At 63.1% G+C, this 16783-nt stretch carries 14 protein-coding genes and 2 pseudogenes; 8 read left to right on the top strand and 8 right to left on the bottom strand.

Features of this window, described 5'->3' with window-relative positions:
• Positions 1–9: 9 nt before the first annotated feature.
• From etfA to AC3WJP_RS19780, 5 genes are all read right to left on the bottom strand, one after another.
• Entirely contained in the window at positions 10–1230 is a 1221-nt protein-coding gene (gene etfA, locus AC3WJP_RS19800; protein ID WP_493724054.1) for an electron transfer flavoprotein subunit alpha, read from the bottom strand.
• Positions 1230–3176 carry a dimethylglycine demethylation protein DgcB gene (gene dgcB / locus AC3WJP_RS19795; RefSeq protein ID WP_493724053.1) on the bottom strand — a complete coding sequence of 649 codons (1947 nt, stop codon included), beginning with the start codon at positions 3174–3176 and terminating at the stop codon, positions 1230–1232. Before dgcB ends, etfA begins: the two co-directional genes overlap by 1 nt.
• 148 nt (positions 3177–3324) lie before the next feature.
• A complete protein-coding gene (gene dgcA, locus AC3WJP_RS19790) occupies positions 3325–5385 on the bottom strand; it encodes a dimethylglycine demethylation protein DgcA (RefSeq protein WP_493724052.1) in 2061 nt (686 codons plus the stop codon).
• Positions 5386–5400: 15 nt separating this feature from the next.
• Positions 5401–5931 carry a DUF5943 domain-containing protein gene (locus tag AC3WJP_RS19785; protein WP_493724051.1) on the bottom strand — a complete coding sequence of 177 codons (531 nt, stop codon included), beginning with the start codon at positions 5929–5931 and terminating at the stop codon, positions 5401–5403.
• Positions 5932–6143: 212 nt separating this feature from the next.
• A complete protein-coding gene (locus tag AC3WJP_RS19780) occupies positions 6144–7121 on the bottom strand; it encodes a dipeptidase (protein ID WP_493724050.1) in 978 nt (325 codons plus the stop codon).
• 347 nt (positions 7122–7468) lie between these two features.
• Between AC3WJP_RS19780 and AC3WJP_RS19775 the strand changes: the two genes are divergently transcribed.
• Positions 7469–7903 carry a lysozyme inhibitor LprI family protein gene (locus AC3WJP_RS19775; RefSeq protein WP_493724049.1) on the top strand — a complete coding sequence of 145 codons (435 nt, stop codon included), beginning with the start codon at positions 7469–7471 and terminating at the stop codon, positions 7901–7903.
• Complete coding sequence (locus AC3WJP_RS19770) at positions 7900–8316, top strand: DUF3010 family protein (RefSeq protein WP_493724048.1); 417 nt, start codon at positions 7900–7902, stop codon at positions 8314–8316. Before AC3WJP_RS19775 ends, AC3WJP_RS19770 begins: the two co-directional genes overlap by 4 nt.
• A gap of 91 nt (positions 8317–8407) precedes the next feature.
• On the opposite strand, the pseudogene AC3WJP_RS19765 reads toward AC3WJP_RS19770, so the two are convergent.
• Positions 8408–8639: pseudogene (locus AC3WJP_RS19765) on the bottom strand (helix-turn-helix domain-containing protein); the annotation flags it as partial.
• Positions 8640–8779: 140 nt separating this feature from the next.
• On the opposite strand from AC3WJP_RS19765, the gene AC3WJP_RS19760 reads away from it, so the two are divergent.
• Positions 8780–9595, top strand: coding sequence for an RHS repeat-associated core domain-containing protein (locus AC3WJP_RS19760; RefSeq protein WP_493724047.1), 816 nt, complete (start codon positions 8780–8782; stop codon positions 9593–9595).
• Positions 9596–9606: 11 nt separating this feature from the next.
• Here the strand turns inward: AC3WJP_RS19760 and AC3WJP_RS19755 are convergent, their stop codons facing one another.
• A complete protein-coding gene (locus tag AC3WJP_RS19755) occupies positions 9607–10587 on the bottom strand; it encodes a GlxA family transcriptional regulator (protein WP_493724046.1) in 981 nt (326 codons plus the stop codon).
• A 288-nt stretch (positions 10588–10875) separates the two neighbouring features.
• Here AC3WJP_RS19755 and choX point away from each other — a divergent pair, with 288 nt between their 5' ends.
• The 4 genes from choX to AC3WJP_RS19735 all read left to right on the top strand — a co-directional run bounded on the left by choX (position 10876) and on the right by AC3WJP_RS19735 (position 14452).
• Entirely contained in the window at positions 10876–11823 is a 948-nt protein-coding gene (gene choX / locus AC3WJP_RS19750) for a choline ABC transporter substrate-binding protein (RefSeq protein ID WP_493724045.1), read from the top strand.
• A 172-nt stretch (positions 11824–11995) separates the two neighbouring features.
• Positions 11996–12880, top strand: a complete 885-nt coding sequence (cdhC, locus tag AC3WJP_RS19745; protein ID WP_493724044.1) for a 3-dehydrocarnitine:acetyl-CoA trimethylamine transferase CdhC — start codon at positions 11996–11998, stop codon at positions 12878–12880.
• Between the two features lie 151 nt (positions 12881–13031).
• The gene (locus AC3WJP_RS19740) at positions 13032–13997 is read left to right on the top strand and encodes an L-carnitine dehydrogenase (RefSeq protein ID WP_493724043.1); all 966 of its coding nucleotides are present in this window, start codon (positions 13032–13034) and stop codon (positions 13995–13997) included.
• Complete coding sequence (locus tag AC3WJP_RS19735) at positions 13994–14452, top strand: thioesterase family protein (RefSeq protein WP_493724042.1); 459 nt, start codon at positions 13994–13996, stop codon at positions 14450–14452. Before AC3WJP_RS19740 ends, AC3WJP_RS19735 begins: the two co-directional genes overlap by 4 nt.
• 123 nt (positions 14453–14575) lie before the next feature.
• Here AC3WJP_RS19735 and AC3WJP_RS19730 read toward each other — a convergent pair whose 3' ends face one another.
• On the bottom strand, positions 14576–14986 hold the full coding sequence (locus AC3WJP_RS19730) for a PA0061/PA0062 family lipoprotein (protein ID WP_493724041.1): 411 nt from the start codon (positions 14984–14986) through the stop codon (positions 14576–14578).
• 188 nt (positions 14987–15174) lie between these two features.
• On the opposite strand from AC3WJP_RS19730, the pseudogene AC3WJP_RS19725 reads away from it, so the two are divergent.
• A pseudogene (locus AC3WJP_RS19725) lies at positions 15175–16725 on the top strand (efflux RND transporter permease subunit); the annotation flags it as partial.
• Positions 16726–16783: the final 58 nt, after the last annotated feature.

Here is a 16783-nt window from a genome sequence, read left to right as displayed (position 1 = left end):
ACGCTCTCCTCAGGCTGCATCGCGCTTGGCTTGGTTACGGTAAGTGGCCATGGCGGCGATCAGTGCCTGGAGGATCGCGCCGCTCTCGCCGATCACCGACAGGTCCGCGCGCTTGATCATGTCGCACCCGGCATCGAGGTTGATGGCGATGACCTTGTCGCAGGCGCCGATGCCTTGCAGATGCTGAATCGCCCCGCTGATCCCGACGGCCACGTAGACCCGCGCCGTGACCCAGGTACCACTGGCGCCCACCTGCCGATCGCGGCCCATGAAGCCATCGTCCACCGCTACCCGCGAGGCGCCTTCGGTTGCGCCCAGGGCGGCGGCGGTACGGTGGAACAGCTCCCAGTCCTTGACGCCGTTGCCGCCGGAGAAGATGAACTCCGCTTCGGCCATCGGAATCGCCGCCGGGTCAACCGCCACCGCGCCCAGGTCCTCGATGCGCGGCAGGCTGCGTGCGGGCACTGTGGATAACTCCACCGGCAAGGCTTCGTGACGGGTTTCATCCACAGGCTCGGCGCATTCGGCGGCCGCCAGAATCAGCCGTGGCACGTCCCGGGCGATGTCCTGCAAGCCCGCGCCCGCACGGCCGATGCACTGTTGCTCCTTGATCTGCCACACCCGCGTGGCCGGGCGTTCGCCCAGGCTGGCGGCAAAGCGCCGGCCCAGTTCGCCACCGCCGCTGCGGCTGTCGGGCAGCAACCAGTGCCGCGGGCGGAACTGGTTATCCACAGCGCGCAGGCCCTGCACCCGTTGCTCCGGTGCATAACCGTCGAACTCGCTGCCGTCGAGCACCAGCAAGCGGTCGACGCCGGCGGTGTCGAAGGCACTCTCTTTATGCTCGCCAAACACGATCGCCAGCACAGCGCCGTCGTTGCCGGCCAGGCGATGGGCCAGGCCCAGCACGTCGCGGTCGTGGCTGCTCAGGCGGCCACCGACCATGTCCGGCACCACGCTGATATAAAACGCCGGCTCGGCCACGCGATGCAGCGGCAGCTGCACCTCGGCTGCCGCACCACGCTTGCTGCCGCCACCCTGCTGGGCACCGCTGCGGTCGATACGCTTGACGCCATTGGGGCCGATAAAAGCGCCCACATGGGGATTCTTGCGGATGACGCCGTGGGGGCCCATCCAGCTGCCTTGCGCCGGTTGCATGGCGGCGTGCAAGGGGTGCAGGCGATTACGGGCGATCCACTCGGCACGGGGATCGCGGCGGATGATGTCACTCATCAGTTGACCTCCGCGGGTTCACGTTTGACCACCACCGGCTTGGCGACCGGCGCTTCTTCGATCAGGGCGTCAGCGACCAGCTCGGCGATGTCCTTGATCAGCGGCCGTGGTTCGACCACCCCTTCAAGCATGGCGGTGCACTGCGGGCAACCGACGGCCACCAGCTCGGCCTGGGTTTCGCGAATGTCGTCCATGCGCATGTCCGGGATGCGCTGCTTGCCGGGGATGTCGGTGATCGGCGCGCCGCCGCCGCCGCCGCAGCAACGGGAACGAAAGCCAGAGCGCTGCATCTCCTTGACCTCGATGCCCAGCGCCTTGAGCACGTCGCGCGGCGCCTGGTATTCGCCGTTGTAGCGGCCCAGGTAGCACGGGTCGTGATAGGTGACGCTGGCGCCTTTGTGCTGGCCGAGGTTGAGCTGACCACGGGTGACCAGCTCGGCCATGAAGGTGCTGTGATGCAGCACTTCGTAGTGGCCACCGAGGGCGCCGTATTCGTTTTTCAGCACGTGGAAGCTGTGCGGGTCGCAGGTGACGATGCGCGTGAAGCGGTACTGGTCGAGGGTCTTGATATTGCGTTTGGCCAACAGCTGAAAAGTGGCTTCATCGCCCAGACGCCGGGCCACGTCACCGCTGTCGCGCTCCTCCAGGCCGAGCACGGCGAAGTCGACCTTGGCGGCCTTGAGCACCTTGACGAAGGCGCGCAGGGTGCGCTGGTTGCGCATGTCGAAGGCACCGTCGCCGACCCAGAACAGCACTTGCGCATCGGGCTTGTCGGCCATCAGGTTGAGATTGAGGTCCGCCGCCCAGTTCATCCGACCGCCGGGGTTGAAACCGCCGGGGTTGTCGGTGGCGATCAGGTTGTCGAGCACTTCGGCGCCCTTGTTCGGCGTGGCGCCCTTCTCGAGGGTGAGGTGGCGGCGCATGTCGACGATGGCATCGACGTGCTCGATCATCATCGGGCATTCCTCGACGCAGGCGCGGCAGGTGGTGCACGACCACAGCGTATCGGCGTCGACCAGGCCGTTGACGATCGGCTGGTGCGGGTTGCCGGCGTGTTCACCAACAGGCTTGCCCGGATAGGGGCTGCCGGCGAAGCGAGCATCGGTGCCGCCCGCAAGGCCGACGACCATGTCCTGAATCAGTTTTTTCGGGTTCAGCGGCTGGCCGGCGGCGAATGCCGGGCAGGCGGCTTCGCACTTGCCGCACTGCACGCAGGCGTCGAAACCGAGCAGTTGGTTCCAGGTGAAATCCTTGGGTTTTTCCACCCCCAGCGGCGCGCTCTTGTCGGCGAAATCCAGCGGTTTGAGGCCGGTGGAGCGGCCGCCGTTGAAGCGCTCGGCGCGGCGGTGCCAGGCCAGGTGCAAAGCCCCGGCGAAGGCGTGCTTCATCGGCCCGCCCCAGGTCATGCCGAAAAACAGTTCCGATACGCCCCAGAGCACGCCGATGCCGAGGATCACGGCGACGATCCAGCCACCGAAGTTCTCCGGCAGGATGCCAGCGACCGGCAAGGTGGCGATGAAGAAGCTCGCCGAAAACATCAGCAGGCTTTTCGGCAGGCGCATCCATGGGCCCTTGGACAGCCGTGCCGGCGGGTTGCGGCGGCGCGCATAGACGAAGCAGGCGCCAACGAACATCAAGGCGGTGGCGAACAGCAGCGCGTAGCCGAGGATGCGGCTGTGCAGGCCGAAGCCGTGCACCAGGATCGCCAGCACGACCGCCAGCACCGCGCCGCCGGCCGTGGCCACGTGAGTGTTGGCGATGTATTTGTCACGGGCCACCACATGGTGCAGATCGACCATGTAGCGCTTGGGCATGGCCAGCAGGCCGCCGAGCAGGTCGACCGGCGCGGCACGGCCCCGGCGCCACAGGCGTACCCGCCGTACGGCGCCGAGAGCGGCAAGGCCCAAGGCGGCGAACAGCAGGATCGGGAGAAGGGTATTCAACATGATGCGGGCTCCCAAAGACTCAGGTGTCCTGGATGGGGTGAACAAAGACGCTTGGCTTGGGATCGTGGTGCGGCCTTATCGGGGGCAAGCCCCCTCGCTACAGGGTCACGTGTAGCGAGGGGGCTTGCCCCCGACGGACGTCACCCCGTCAGAAATCCTTGCACAGCCGCAGCGCGTCATAGATAGCCGCGTGAGTATTGCGCTGGGCCACGCAGTCGCCGATACGGAACAGCAGATAGCCGTCACCCGTGGTGCTCAGCGACGGCTGCGGCTGGATCGCGAACAAGGCATCGATGTCGATCTGGCCCTTGTTGCGCGAACCTTCCTTGAGCCCGTAATAGAGGACTTCGTCAGGCCGCACGCCGTTCTCGACCACCACCTGATCCACCACCCGCTCCTCTTTGGCGCCGGTGTATTCGTTCTCCAGCACCGCCACCAGCTTGTCGCCCTCGCGGTAGACCTTTTCCAGCATCAGGTCGCCGGTCATGATCACTTCTTTGGGGTACATGCTGCGGTAGTAGGTCGGGAACGACGTACCGCCGATGGCCACGCCCGGCTTGATGTCGTCGGTGACGATCTCCACCTGGCTGCCCTTGTCGGCGAGAAAGTCCGCCACCGACATGCCGGTGAACTCGCAGATGGTGTCGTACACCAGCACGTTCTTGCCCGGCGCGACCTTACCGTCGAGCACGTCCCAACTGCTGACCACCAGCCCTTCGGCGGCGCCCCAGTGCTCGTTCTGCTCGAGGAACGGATGCCCGCCCACCGCCAGCACGATCACGTCCGGACGCAGGTCCATGATGGTCGCGATATCCGCGGCGGTGCCCAGGCGCAGGTCGACTTTCAAGCGCGCCAACTCCAGCTGGAACCAGCGGGTGATACCGGCGATCTGGTCACGCTGCGGCGCCTTGGACGCCGTGGTGATCTGCCCGCCGATGAATTCCTTCTTCTCGAACAGGGTCACGTCGTGGCCGCGTTCGGCGGACACGCGAGCGGCTTCCATCCCCGCCGGGCCGGCACCGACGATCACCACCTTGCGCTTGATGCCGGTGGTCTTGTCGATGATATGCGGCACGCCCATGTATTCACGGGAAGTGGCGGCGTTCTGGATGCACAGCACGTCGAGCCCCTGGTACTGGCGGTCGATGCAGTAGTTGGCGCCCACGCATTGCTTGATCTGGTCGATCTGGCCCATCTTGATCTTGGCGATCAGGTGCGGGTCGGCGATGTGCGCGCGGGTCATGCCGACCATGTCGACGTAGCCGCCTTCCAGAATGCGAGTGGCCTGGTTCGGGTCCTTGATGTTCTGCGCGTGCAGCACCGGGACACTGACCACTTCCTTGATGCCGGCCGCCAGATGCAGGAACGGCTCCGGCGGATAGCTCATGTTGGGGATGACGTTGGCCAGGGTGTTGTGGGTGTCGCAACCCGAGCCGACCACGCCGAGGAAGTCGATCATGCCGGTGTCGGCGTAGTACTTGGCGATCTCCTTCATGTCTTCGTGGCTGAGGCCGTCGGGGTGGAATTCGTCGCCGCAGATCCGCAGGCCCACGCAGAAGTCGTCGCCGACTTCCTTGCGCACGGCCTTGATCACCTCCATGCCGAAGCGCATGCGGTTCTCGAAGCTGCCGCCCCATTCGTCGGTACGCTTGTTGACCCGCGGGCTCCAGAACTGGTCGATCATGTGCTGGTGCACGGCCGACAGCTCGACGCCGTCCAGGCCACCGGCCTTGGCCCGCGCCGCAGCGCTGGCGTAGTTGCCGATCACGCGCCAGATTTCTTCGGGCTCGATGGTCTTGCACGTGGCGCGATGCACTGGCTCGCGGATGCCCGAGGGCGACATCAGGGTCGGCCAGTGGTCGCCGTCCCACCGCGAGCGACGGCCCATGTGGGTAATCTGGATCATGATCTTGGCGCCGTGCTTGTGCATGGCGTCGGCAAGATTCTGGAAGTGCGGGATGATCTTGTCGGTGGCCAGGTTGACCGATTTCCACCAGCCCTGCGGGCTGTCGATGGCCACGCTGGACGAACCGCCGCAAATCGCCAGCCCGATACCGCCCTTGGCTTTCTCCTCGTAATACTTGACGTAACGATCGGTGGTCATGCCGCCATCGGTGGCGTAGACCTCGGCGTGCGCAGTACTGAGCACGCGGTTGCGGATCGTCAGCTTGCCGATCTGGATCGGCTGGAACATCGCTTCGAAAGCCATGGCACGGTCCTCGGCTTACAACGGTTTGACGGTGAACAGGCCATCGTCGTGGCCTTCTTCGGAACCGCCATACACTTGCTCGGCGACGGTACGCACGCTGCTGCCCTTGGCGGCGAGGATCTGGTCCATGGCGCCCGCGAACCAGCCGGTGAACATGTAGTCGACCTTGCGCCCGACCTTGCCGTACACGTAGACGAAGCAGGAGTGCTCGAGCTTGACGCTGGCGGTGCCTTTGTCGAGGTCGATGTCCTGGATCTTGAACAGGCCCCAGCCGCGTTGCGACAGACGCTTCATGTAGTGCTCGAACACCGCGACGCCTTCGATGCCGTGGCATTCGGCTTCTTTTTCGCACCAGTGCCAGGCGGACTTGTAGCCGGCCTTGTAGAGGATTTCGGCGTAGGCGTCGGCGCCCAGCACTTCTTCGATGCCCATGTGATTGTTGACGAAAAAGTGCCGCGGCACGTAGAGCATCGGCAGGGCGTCGGAGGTCCAGACGCCGGTTTCGCTGTCGACTTCGATGGGCAGTTGCGGGGCGATTTTGGCCATGGGTTCTAAACTCCGGAAATTCACAATTCGTTGAAGCAAAGGCGAACCGCTTTGCTTTTAAATAAACAGCAGCATGAGTGCCTCTGGAGCCGTGGCGAGCACGTCGAGAGCAAGGAAGGAGCGCAGCGAAATGCGCGTCGTACCCCGATACGGCAAGCGTTGAGCGAGGACCTGACGCAGCTATCGGCGGGCGCAGCAGGCTCCAGAGATACTCATTCGCCCCAGACGTCTTTCAGGACGTTGACCCAGTTTTCGCCCATGATCTTGCGCACGGTGCGCTCGCTGTGACCGCGCTTGATCAGCGTTTCGGTCAGGTTGGGGAACTCGCCCACGGTGCGGATGCCCAGCGGGTTGATGATCTTGCCGAAGCTGGTCAGGCGGCGGGCGTAGCCCTTGTCGTGGGTCAGGTATTCGAAGAAGTCCTGGCCGTGGCCCTGGGTGAAGTCGGTACCGATACCGATGGCGTCTTCACCGACGATGTTCATGGTGTATTCGATGGCTTCGGCGTAGTCGTCGATGGTCGACTCGATGCCCTTGGCCAGGAACGGCGCGAACATGGTCACGCCGACGAAACCGCCGTGATCGGCGATGAACTTCAGCTCTTCATCGGACTTGTTGCGCGGGTGCTCCTTGAGGCCCGACGGCAGGCAGTGGGAGTAGCACACCGGTTTTTTCGATTCGAGAATGACTTCTTCGCTGGTTTTCGAACCCACGTGGGACAGGTCGCACATCACGCCGACGCGGTTCATTTCGGCGACGATCTCGCGACCGAAGCCCGACAGGCCGCCGTCACGCTCGTAGCAGCCGGTGCCGACCAGGTTCTGGGTGTTGTAGCACATCTGCACGATGCCGACGCCCAGCTGCTTGAAGACCTCGACATAGCCGATCTGGTCTTCATAGGCGTGGGCGTTCTGGAAGCCGAAGAGTATGCCGGTCTTGCCCAGCTCCTTGGCCTTGCGGATGTCGGCGGTGGTGCGCACCGGCATCACCAGGTCGCTGTTCTCGCGCATCAGCTTCTGGCTAGTGCAGATGCTGTTGACGGTCGCCTGGAAACCTTCCCACACCGACACGGTGCAGTTGGCCATGGTCAGGCCGCCTTTGCGCATGTCTTCGAACAGTTCACGGTTCCACTTGGCGATGATCAGGCCATCGATAACGATGCTGTCGGCGTGCAATTCGGCTGGGCTCATCAGGCTGTCCCCTATAGGCGTGGTACGCCGAATCGTCTGCCGGCGCTTTGGAGCCAGCATATGCCTAGGCGCCAGACGGCCCGGATGCAAAAACGACAAGGGAATTGCCGAAAGCGTCAATCCACGACAATCGCCCAAACCTGTAGCGAGGGGGCTTGCCCCGGATCGGCGCTAGCGGGGACACATAGCTGTGTCGGTAATGACCAATCGCAGGCAAGCCTCCTCGCAACAGGGTGCGGGGTGTAAACGGCACCGTGACACGTCGAAAACCCGCCGCCCCCTATTATTTATGCTGCCGCTGGGCCAAAATCCGAGAAATGTTTCATTACAGGTTGAGGGCGTCATCGATGAGATCAATGCTTTGGGTGTTGGCCGTACTGGCCGTCGGCGCACATGCCGCGGACAAGGACGAAGACGGGCCGACGCCCTGCGACAAGGTCGAAACCAGCGCCCAGAGCCTGAAGTGCTCGGTCTACAACAAGGAAACCGCGCAAACCGGCCTGGATGAAGCCTATAACCAGCTGATGGCGCGCATCTCGGCGCAGTTCAGCGACCAGAAAGACGTGCTCAAGACCTACCAGGAAAAGGTCAAGGCCGCCAACGACCTGTGGATAAAACTGCGCGACGCCGATTGCGCCGTGGAAATTCTCGAGTCCAGCAGCGACGACAGCGACGCCGACACCACCAAGAACAACTGCCTGGCTCAACGCAGCGACGAGCGGTCGGAATACCTGCAGACCTTGGCAACCCAAGGCGGCGAGTCGGACGCGCCTGACGAATGAAGACCTGCGGTGTGGAAATCAAGGCCAGTGAGGCGATCTTCGCCCTGGCCGCGGTAGAGGGCGGCGCGGTGACTCACGTGCCGTTGACGCTCAAGAAGCTGGCGCTGGAGGATGACGACCTGGCGGCGAACGTGCGGGCATTTTCGGCACAAGCTGCAGCCTTCGTCGCCGAAAATGGCATTCAGCGGTTGGCGATCAAGAAGCGCGGCAAAAAAGGCGAGTTTGCCGGTGGGCCGACGACGTTCAAGATCGAGGGCATTCTGCAGCTGCTCGACGGCTGCGAAACCGTCCTCGTCTCCCCGCAAACCATCAGCGCCCAGGCGAAAAAGCTCGGCGGCGAGTTGCCTGCCAGTCTCAACAAGTATCAGCACGAAGCCTTCAAGGCCGCCAGCGCCGTTTTGCTCAAACGCTGATCACCCTGTGGCGAGGGGGGCTTGCCCCCGATAAATCGTGTCAGCGATACCTGGTTGACTGACACACCGCAGTCGGGGGCAAGCCCCCTCACTACAGGGTTGGCCTAGGCCCGCCGATCCTCGCGCGGTAGCTGCGGGTGAAATACGACGCCGACTCGAACCCGCAGGCAATGCTCACCTCCAGCACGCTCATGTCCGTCTGGCGCAGTAACTGGCCGGAGCTTCTTGCGCGCGTGTCATTGAGGAACATCTTGAATAACCGCCAGCGACCGACTCGTGCGACTGACCAGGTCGGCCATTTCTAAAGTGCTCAGGGGCGGGTCCCGACGGCCGTTTTGCCCACGGGTACATAGCTGTGAGAGCGGGTTGCCCGCGAAAGCGCTCCATGCGGCGGTTTACCTATTAGATCTGCTAGGTGCATTGACTACTTACCCAGTCTAGGATGAGTTACGTGGAGGCCTATATGCACCGACAAAACACTAAGCTCATGATGACCGACCGGGCGGGCTCGATTATAAGCAGCTCGACAAACTCAAAAATAATCAGCTATGGCCCCTTTGGTGTCGACTGCGCCTGTCTTTTGCGCGTCACAAAAACAGGCTTCTGCGGCACACTGCGCGAAAACGAAACAGGAACCTATATCTTTGGTAATGGCTATAGGACATACAACCCATCGCTGATGAGGTTCGACAATCCGGACCTAGCGAGCCCATTTGGCAAGGGCGGAATCAATGCGTATGTTTATACGCTTGGCGATCCGATCAATCACATCGATCTTTCCGGACAGTCGGCACAAAGTCTCTCGAGCAAAATGATGGCCACGCTCCACGGGCGTCGACGTGTAGCCCCGCCCGTTGCCAATATTCGACGGCGATCAGTAGAGGGACTACCCCTTGACACAGAGGTGGCGACCACATTGAAAAACGACGTAAGCCTTATAAAAACAATCGAAAAAAAGGCTCGTGATTATGTAGAGCTGCACTTGCCTCACGCCTTCGACGAGTTTTCACTGCAAAACATGGCATCAGCACAAATTCAAAAATCAAATCTCGTATTACCCAAAGGAATCAATATTAAGCTAAAGGCACCAAAGCCATCAGTTGATTCGTATTTTTTGGCACTGCTTAACGAGTCCGAAGCGCCTCGACGCATAACGAAAAACCAAGCAATTACCGCGCTGAACACCATAAGCGAATTGTCTCTGGAGAGCATTTCAAAAACAAAACTCAACTACTTGAAAATGGTTGCACAAGACAATATGCGGATAAGGATTGAGTAGGAAGGCGTCACCTACCCCAACGTTTGGTTTATTCTTCGGTCTTCAACCAGTCCCTTGCCGGACCGCCGATCCTCGCGCGGGCTTTTGCCGAACTTCACCCGGTAGCTGCGGGTGAAATAGGACGCCGACTCGAACCCGCAGGCAATGCTCACCTCCAGCACGCTCATGTCCGTCTGGCGCAGCAACTGCCGGCCCTTCTCCAATCGCAAGCGCAGGTAGAAGTTGCTCGGCGTGTCGTTGAGGTGCAGCTTGAACAGCCGTTCCAGCTGGCGGCGGGTGATCCTGGCCAGCTCGGCCAGTTCCAGGGTGCTGAGGGGCGGCTCCATGTGCTGCTCCATTTCCCCGATCACCTGCACCAGCTTCTTGTTGTTGATGCCATAGCGCGTGGCGATCTGCATGCGCTGGTGGTCCTTGCGCGGGCGGATGCGGCTGAGCACGAACTGCTCCGAAACCTGAATGGCCAGTTCGCTGCCGTGGGCCTGGGCGATCAGGTCTAGCATCAGGTCGATGCTCGCCGTGCCGCCAGCGCAGGTGATACGCCGGCCATCGACTTCGAAGAGTTCCTGACTGGCCTCGAGCGCGGGGTAGGATTCGCGAAAGGCGTCCAGTGCCTCCCAGTGCAAGGCCACGCGATGGCCGCTCAACAGGCCGGCCTCGGCCAGCACGACGCTGCCGGTGTCGATGCCGCCCAGCGTCACCCCTTCGCTATCCTGGCGGCGCAACCAGTGCTGCATTGGCGCCGAAAAATCCCGCAGAGGATCGAACCCCGCCACCACCATCAAGGTTGCGCCCTTGCTCAGGGCGATCAAGCCGTCATCGGCGTTCACCGACATGCCGTTGCTGGCGCTCACCGGGCCGCCGTCCAGGCTCAATACCTGCCAGCGATACAGCTCGCCCTTGAAGCGGTTGGCCACGCGCAGCGGCTCGATGGCGGAAATAAAGCCCATCGCGGAAAAGCCGGGTAACAGCAGGAAGTGGAAGCATTGAGGCATGGAAAATTCTCATCACAGGCAAACCCTGCACCAGCTGTAGCGAGGGGGCTTGCCCCCGATAAGCAAGCCAGCGCCCTCTTCATGGCTGACACACCGCAATCGGGGGCAAGCCCCCTCGCTACATGCTGTAGGCGACAGGGTTAATACCCCGCAGGTCGCCAGCGTGCAAGTCCCCGTCGCCGCAGTGCGATTTTCCCCTCGGGCAGCTGCGTAACTTAGGCAGGGCCACGGCGCGCAGATGCCGGGCGCCATAACAACGAGAAACTGCCGCCAGCCCGAGGAGCCGTCATGAACAAATCGATGAGTCGCTGTTTGCTGAGCCTGACCGCCAGCGTGCTGTTCACCGCCGGCGCCAACGCCGCCGAAGCCCCCAGCTGCAAGAACGTGCGCCTGGGCGTGGTCAACTGGACCGACGTCATCGCCACCAGCGCCATGACCCAGGTGCTGCTCGATGGCCTCGGGTACCAAACCAAGCAGACCAGCGCCTCGCAGCAGATCATTTTCTCCGGCATCCGCGATCAGCGCCTGGACCTGTTCCTCGGCTACTGGAACCCGCTGATGACCCAGACCATCACGCCCTTCGTCGACGCCAAACAGGTGCGCGTGCTGGACAAACCCAGCCTGGAAGACGCCCGTGCCACCCTGGCGGTGCCGACCTATCTGGCCGACAAGGGCCTGAAAAGCTTCGCCGACATCGCCAAATTCAAGCCCGAACTGGGCGGCAAGATCTACGGCATCGAGCCAGGCTCGGGAGCCAACACCCAGATCAAGGCGATGATCGCCAAGAACCAGTTCGGCCTGGGCGGCTTCCAGCTGGTGGAGTCCAGCGAGGCCGGCATGCTCGCAGCGGTGACCCGCGCGGTGAACCGCAACGAGGCCGTAGTGTTCTTCGGCTGGGCGCCGCACCCCATGAACGTCAACGTCAAGATGACCTATCTCACCGGCAGCGACGGTGCCCTGGGCCCGGATGAAGGCAAGGCCACGGTGTGGACCGTCACCGCGCCGGACTACGCCACCCGCTGCCCCAACGTCGAGCGGCTGGTCAGCAACCTGACCTTCAGCGCCGAGGACGAGAGCCGGATGATGCAACCGCTGCTCGATCACAAGGACCCACTGGAGTCGGCCAAGGCCTGGCTCAAGGCGCACCCGGCGGATCAGCAGCGCTGGCTTGAAGGGGTGACCACCTTCGATGGCAAGCCGGCCAGCGGGAATCTCAAGCTGTCTGGTAATCCTTGATCATCTTGCGCTGCCCGGGCCGACATCAAGCACCCATCGTCGCAGCGAACACCCTGTAGCGAGGGGGCTTGCCCCCGACCGCTGAGTGTCAGTCAAAGAGGTATCGCTGACACGATCTATCGGGGGCAAGCCCCCTCGCTACAGGTCAATACACAGCCTTCAGGACTCGACCATGAACCACGACGTCATCATTACCTGCGCCCTCACCGGCGCTGGCGACACCACCGGCAAGAGCCACCTCGTGCCCATCACCCCCAAGCAGATCGCCGCGGCAGCCGTCGAAGCCGCCAAGGCCGGGGCCACCGTGGTCCATTGCCATGTGCGCGATCCGCAGACCGGGCAGTTCAGCCGCGACGTCGCGCTGTACCGCGAGGTGATGGAGCGCATCCGCGAGGCGGACATCGACATCATCGTCAACCTCACCGCCGGCATGGGCGGCGACCTGGAGATCGGCCCGGGCGAATCGTCCACCGACTTCGGCCCCGGCACCGACCTGGTCGGCCCGCTGACGCGCCTGGCCCATGTCGAAGAGCTGCTGCCGGAAATCTGCACCTTGGATTGCGGCACCCTCAACTTCGGCGACGGCAACACCATCTACGTCTCCACGCCGCAACAGTTGCGCGCTGGCGCCAAGCGCATCACCGAACTGGGCGTGAAGGCCGAGCTGGAGATTTTCGACACCGGCCACCTGTGGTTCTCCAAACAGATGATCAAGGAAGGCCTGCTGGTCGATCCGTTGTTCCAGCTGTGCCTGGGCATCCCCTGGGGCGCGCCGGCAGACACCACCACCATGAAGGCCATGGTCGACAACCTGCCGACCGATGCGGTGTGGTCCGGCTTCGGCATCGGCCGCATGCAGATGCCCATGGCGGCGCAGGCGGTGCTGCTGGGCGGCAATGTGCGGGTCGGGTTGGAAGACAACCTGTGGCTCGAAAAAGGCGTGCTGGCCACCAACGGTCAACTGGTCGAGCGCGTGGGCGAAATCCTCACGCGTCTCGGCGCGCGCATCCTCACGCCGGCCGAGGGGCGAGCAAAAATGAATCTCACCCGGCGTTGATGCCCGCCGCACGCCAATCACTGTAGCGAGGGGGCTTGCCCCCGAAAGATACATCAGCGCCATCGCTGTGGCTGAGACACCGAATCGGGGGCAAGCCCCCTCGCTACAGCGGTAGAGACGCCAAATACACTGCTTCGCACAAGGACCGCACATGACTTACATCACCGACATCAAGACCTTCGCCGCCCTGGGCAGCGGCGTCATCGGCAGTGGCTGGGTCGCCCGTGCCCTCGCCCACGGCCTCGACGTAGTCGCCTGGGACCCAGCGCCCGGCGCCGAAGCCGCCCTGCGCCAACGGGTCGCCAACGCCTGGCCGGCACTGGTCAAGCAAGGCATCAGCGCCAATGCATCCCCGCAGCGCCTGCGCTTCGTGGCGACCATCGAAGAATGCGTGCGCGACGCCGACTTCATCCAGGAAAGCGCCCCCGAGCGCCTCGATCTCAAGCTGCAACTGCACAGCCAGATCAGCGCCGCGGCCAAACCCAATGCCCTGATCGGCTCCAGCACTTCGGGCCTGCTGCCCAGCGAGTTCTACGAAGGCGCCACCCACCCCGAGCGCTGCGTGGTCGGCCATCCGTTCAACCCGGTGTACCTGCTGCCGCTGGTGGAAGTGGTCGGCGGCAAGCAGACCGCCCCCGAGGCCGTGCAGGCAGCGATCAAGGTCTACGAATCGCTGGGCATGCGCCCGCTGCACGTGCGCAAGGAAGTCCCTGGGTTCATCGCCGATCGCCTCCTTGAAGCGCTGTGGCGCGAGGCCTTGCATCTGGTCAACGACGGCGTCGCCACCACCGGCGAAATCGACGATGCGATCCGCTTCGGCGCCGGCCTGCGCTGGTCGTTCATGGGCACCTTTTTGACCTACACCCTGGCGGGCGGCGACGCTGGCATGCGCCATTTCATGAACCAGTTCGGCCCGGCGCTGCAATTGCCCTGGACCTACCTGCCGGCACCGGAGCTGACCGACAAGCTGATCGATGACGTAGTCGACGGCACCACCGAGCAACTGGGCGAACGCAGCATCAGCGCACTGGAACGCTATCGCGACGATTGCCTGCTGGCGGTGCTCGACGCAGTGCGGGCGACCAAGGCCAAGCATGGCATGGCGTTCGGCGAATGATCGGTTGGCGCGGGGCGATCCCGCAGGACTGGGTGGACTACAACGGGCATCTGCGCGATGCCTTCTATCTGCTGATTTTCAGCTATGCCGTGGATGGGCTGATGGACGAGATCGGCCTGGATGCGCAGAGCCGCGAGCGCACCGGGCTGACGCTGTTCACCCTGGAGGCGCACATCAACTATCTGCATGAAGTGAAGCTGGACGCGGTGATGGAGGCGCGGATCCAGATCATGGCGATGGACCGCAAGCGCTTGCAGCTGTACCTGACGCTGCACCCCGAGGGGGAAGCGCAGGTGATGGCGGCGAGTGAGCAGATGTTGTTGCAGGTGAATCTGGAGGGGCCGAAGTCGGCGGCTTTTACCGAGCAAACGAAAGCGGCGCTGGAGCGAATCATGGGTGCCCAGCAAGACTGGCCTGCGCCCGAGTATGCGGGACGCAAGATCGGCCTCATCTGACAACCCTGTAGCGGGGGGGCTTGCCCCCGAAAAATGGATTCAGCGGTACTCGTATGGCTGACCTACCGCTATCGGGGGCAAGCCCCCTCGCTACAGGTGCAAGGGGGCATACGGTGCAAATCCTCACCCCGGCATGCAGGTCACATCCGACGCATGGCCGATCTGCTTGCCCTTGCTGTCTTCGAGCTTGACCCTGTAATCCTCACCCAGGCTGGTCTCTACCAGGCTGTAATGCCCGCCTGCCTTGAACTGGCCAAAATCCACTCGGGCCGAGCAGTTCTGCTCGTCGTTATCGCCCACACCGTCGACGATCAAGGTCATGTCCAGGCGGTGCTTGCCCGGTGGCACTTCGAAATAACGGCCGTCGTTCAGGCGCTTGCCGTCCAGGTCAGCGGCCATCAGCACCGCATCGGGTTCTTCGTGCAGGCCGACCCAGGCTTCGGTAGGGTCGGGCTTGGGCACCGGTCCGGCACAGCCGGCCAACAGCCCGACCATACCCAGCAGAGGGATCAACACACGCCATTTTGCGCTCATGAGCAGTACCTGTATTCGTCGTCGAGAAAAGGAAGTCAGTGTTGTTTGCCGACAAGCTTGGGCAGCGCCACCGCTCTGAACAAATGAATCCCCATGAACAAGGCACTAACGCAATCTTCATGCGAGTTAAGGAAATGCACTGACCGTTCCATGGAAGACTGCGCCGATTCAACATTGGGGGGCTTCGCATGCTCGGGCTGGTCAAGACCGCACTTTCCAAGCCATATACGTTTCTCGTGATGGCGATTTTCATCTGCATCGTGGGGCCGCTCGCCGCAGTGCGCACGCCCACCGATGTGTTCCCCGACATCGGCATTCCGGTGGTCGCCGTGGTTTGGCAATACGCAGGTTTAGCGCCGGATGCCATGGCTGGACGGGTGATCTACACCTACGAACGCTCGCTCAGCACCACGGTCAACGACATCGAGCACATCGAGTCGCAGTCGCTGCCGGGCATGGGGATCGTCAAGATCTTCTTTCAGCCCGGCGTCGATATCCGCACCGCCAACGCCCAGGTGACGGCGGTGTCGCAAACCGTGCTCAAGCAGATGCCGGCCGGTATCACGCCGCCGCTGATCCTCAACTATAGCGCTTCCACGGTGCCGATCCTGCAGATGGCGTTCTCCAGCCCGACGCTGTCGGAAGCGCGGATCCGCGACCTGGTGCAGAACAGCATCCGCCTGCCACTGACCTCGGTGCCGGGCCTGGCCATGCCGACGCCGATGGGCGGCAAGCAGCGCCAGATCACCCTCGACCTCGACCCGCAGGCGCTGGCCGCCAAGGGCCTGTCGGCACAAGACGTGGCCAACGCCCTGGCCGCGCAGAACCAGATCATCCCGGTGGGCACGGCCAAGCTGGGCGGTGACGAATACACCATCCTGCTGAACAACAGCCCGACCGCCATCGACGCCCTCAACGACCTGCCGATCAAGACCGTCGACGGCGCCGAGATCACCCTCGGCATGGTCGCCCACGTGCGGGACGGCTCGCCGCCGCAAACCAACATCGTGCGCGTCGACGGTCGCCGCGCGGTGCTGATGCCAGCCCTCAAGAACGGCAACATCTCGACCCTGTCGATCGTCGACAGCATCCGCGGCATGCTCCCGCGCATCAACGAAACCCTGCCGCCGGAGTTGAAGACTTCGCTGCTGGGCGATGCCTCGGTGTTCGTCAAGGAGTCGGTCGGCAGCGTGGCCCGTGAAGGCATCATCGCCGCCTTGCTGACCAGCGTGATGATCCTGCTGTTCCTCGGCAGCTGGCGCTCGACGTTGATCATCGCCGCTTCGATTCCGCTGGCGGTGATGTCGGCCATCGCCCTGCTGTCGGTGTCCGGCCAGACCCTCAACGTCATGACCCTCGGGGGGCTGGCGCTGGCCGTCGGGATCCTGGTGGATGACGCCACGGTGACCATCGAGAACATCAACTGGCACCTGGAACAAGGCAAGGCGGTCAAGCAGGCGATTCTCGACGGCGCCAAGCAGATCGTCGGGCCGGCGTTCGTGTCCCTGCTGTGTATCTGCATCGTGTTCGTGCCGATGTTCATGCTCCAGGGTATCGCCGGTTATCTGTTCCGGCCGATGGCGCTGGCGGTGATCTTCGCCATGGGCAGCTCGTTCGTGCTGTCGCGCACGCTGGTGCCGACCCTGGCGATGTACCTGCTCAAGCCCCACAAGGTCGAGGGCGGTGAAGGGCATCATCCGGAAAATGCCTATATCAATCATCATGAAGGGGATCAGCATGGGGATTATGGTCAGCCGGACGGGCCCCTTCGCGGGCAAGCCCTGCTCCCACAGGCGC

The sequence above is a fragment of the Pseudomonas sp. GW821-FHT01A09 genome, assembly GCF_058986725.1.
The sequence above is the reverse complement of the archived record's forward strand: the minus strand, read 5'-3'. Positions and strand labels throughout refer to the sequence as shown.

Coding starts and splice junctions, on each gene's coding strand:
- AC3WJP_RS19775 (WP_493724049.1), top strand. CDS start 7,469: ATGAGATCAATGCTTTGGGTGTTGGCCGTACTGGCCGTCGGCGCACAT.
- AC3WJP_RS19760 (WP_493724047.1), top strand. CDS start 8,780: ATGCACCGACAAAACACTAAGCTCATGATGACCGACCGGGCGGGCTCG.
- choX (WP_493724045.1), top strand. CDS start 10,876: ATGAACAAATCGATGAGTCGCTGTTTGCTGAGCCTGACCGCCAGCGTG.
- etfA (WP_493724054.1), bottom strand. CDS start 1,230: ATGAGTGACATCATCCGCCGCGATCCCCGTGCCGAGTGGATCGCCCGT.
- dgcA (WP_493724052.1), bottom strand. CDS start 5,385: ATGGCTTTCGAAGCGATGTTCCAGCCGATCCAGATCGGCAAGCTGACG.
- AC3WJP_RS19740 (WP_493724043.1), top strand. CDS start 13,032: ATGACTTACATCACCGACATCAAGACCTTCGCCGCCCTGGGCAGCGGC.
- AC3WJP_RS19780 (WP_493724050.1), bottom strand. CDS start 7,121: ATGAGCCCAGCCGAATTGCACGCCGACAGCATCGTTATCGATGGCCTG.
- AC3WJP_RS19785 (WP_493724051.1), bottom strand. CDS start 5,931: ATGGCCAAAATCGCCCCGCAACTGCCCATCGAAGTCGACAGCGAAACC.
- AC3WJP_RS19770 (WP_493724048.1), top strand. CDS start 7,900: ATGAAGACCTGCGGTGTGGAAATCAAGGCCAGTGAGGCGATCTTCGCC.
- AC3WJP_RS19735 (WP_493724042.1), top strand. CDS start 13,994: ATGATCGGTTGGCGCGGGGCGATCCCGCAGGACTGGGTGGACTACAAC.
- AC3WJP_RS19755 (WP_493724046.1), bottom strand. CDS start 10,587: ATGCCTCAATGCTTCCACTTCCTGCTGTTACCCGGCTTTTCCGCGATG.
- cdhC (WP_493724044.1), top strand. CDS start 11,996: ATGAACCACGACGTCATCATTACCTGCGCCCTCACCGGCGCTGGCGAC.
- AC3WJP_RS19730 (WP_493724041.1), bottom strand. CDS start 14,986: ATGAGCGCAAAATGGCGTGTGTTGATCCCTCTGCTGGGTATGGTCGGG.
- dgcB (WP_493724053.1), bottom strand. CDS start 3,176: ATGTTGAATACCCTTCTCCCGATCCTGCTGTTCGCCGCCTTGGGCCTT.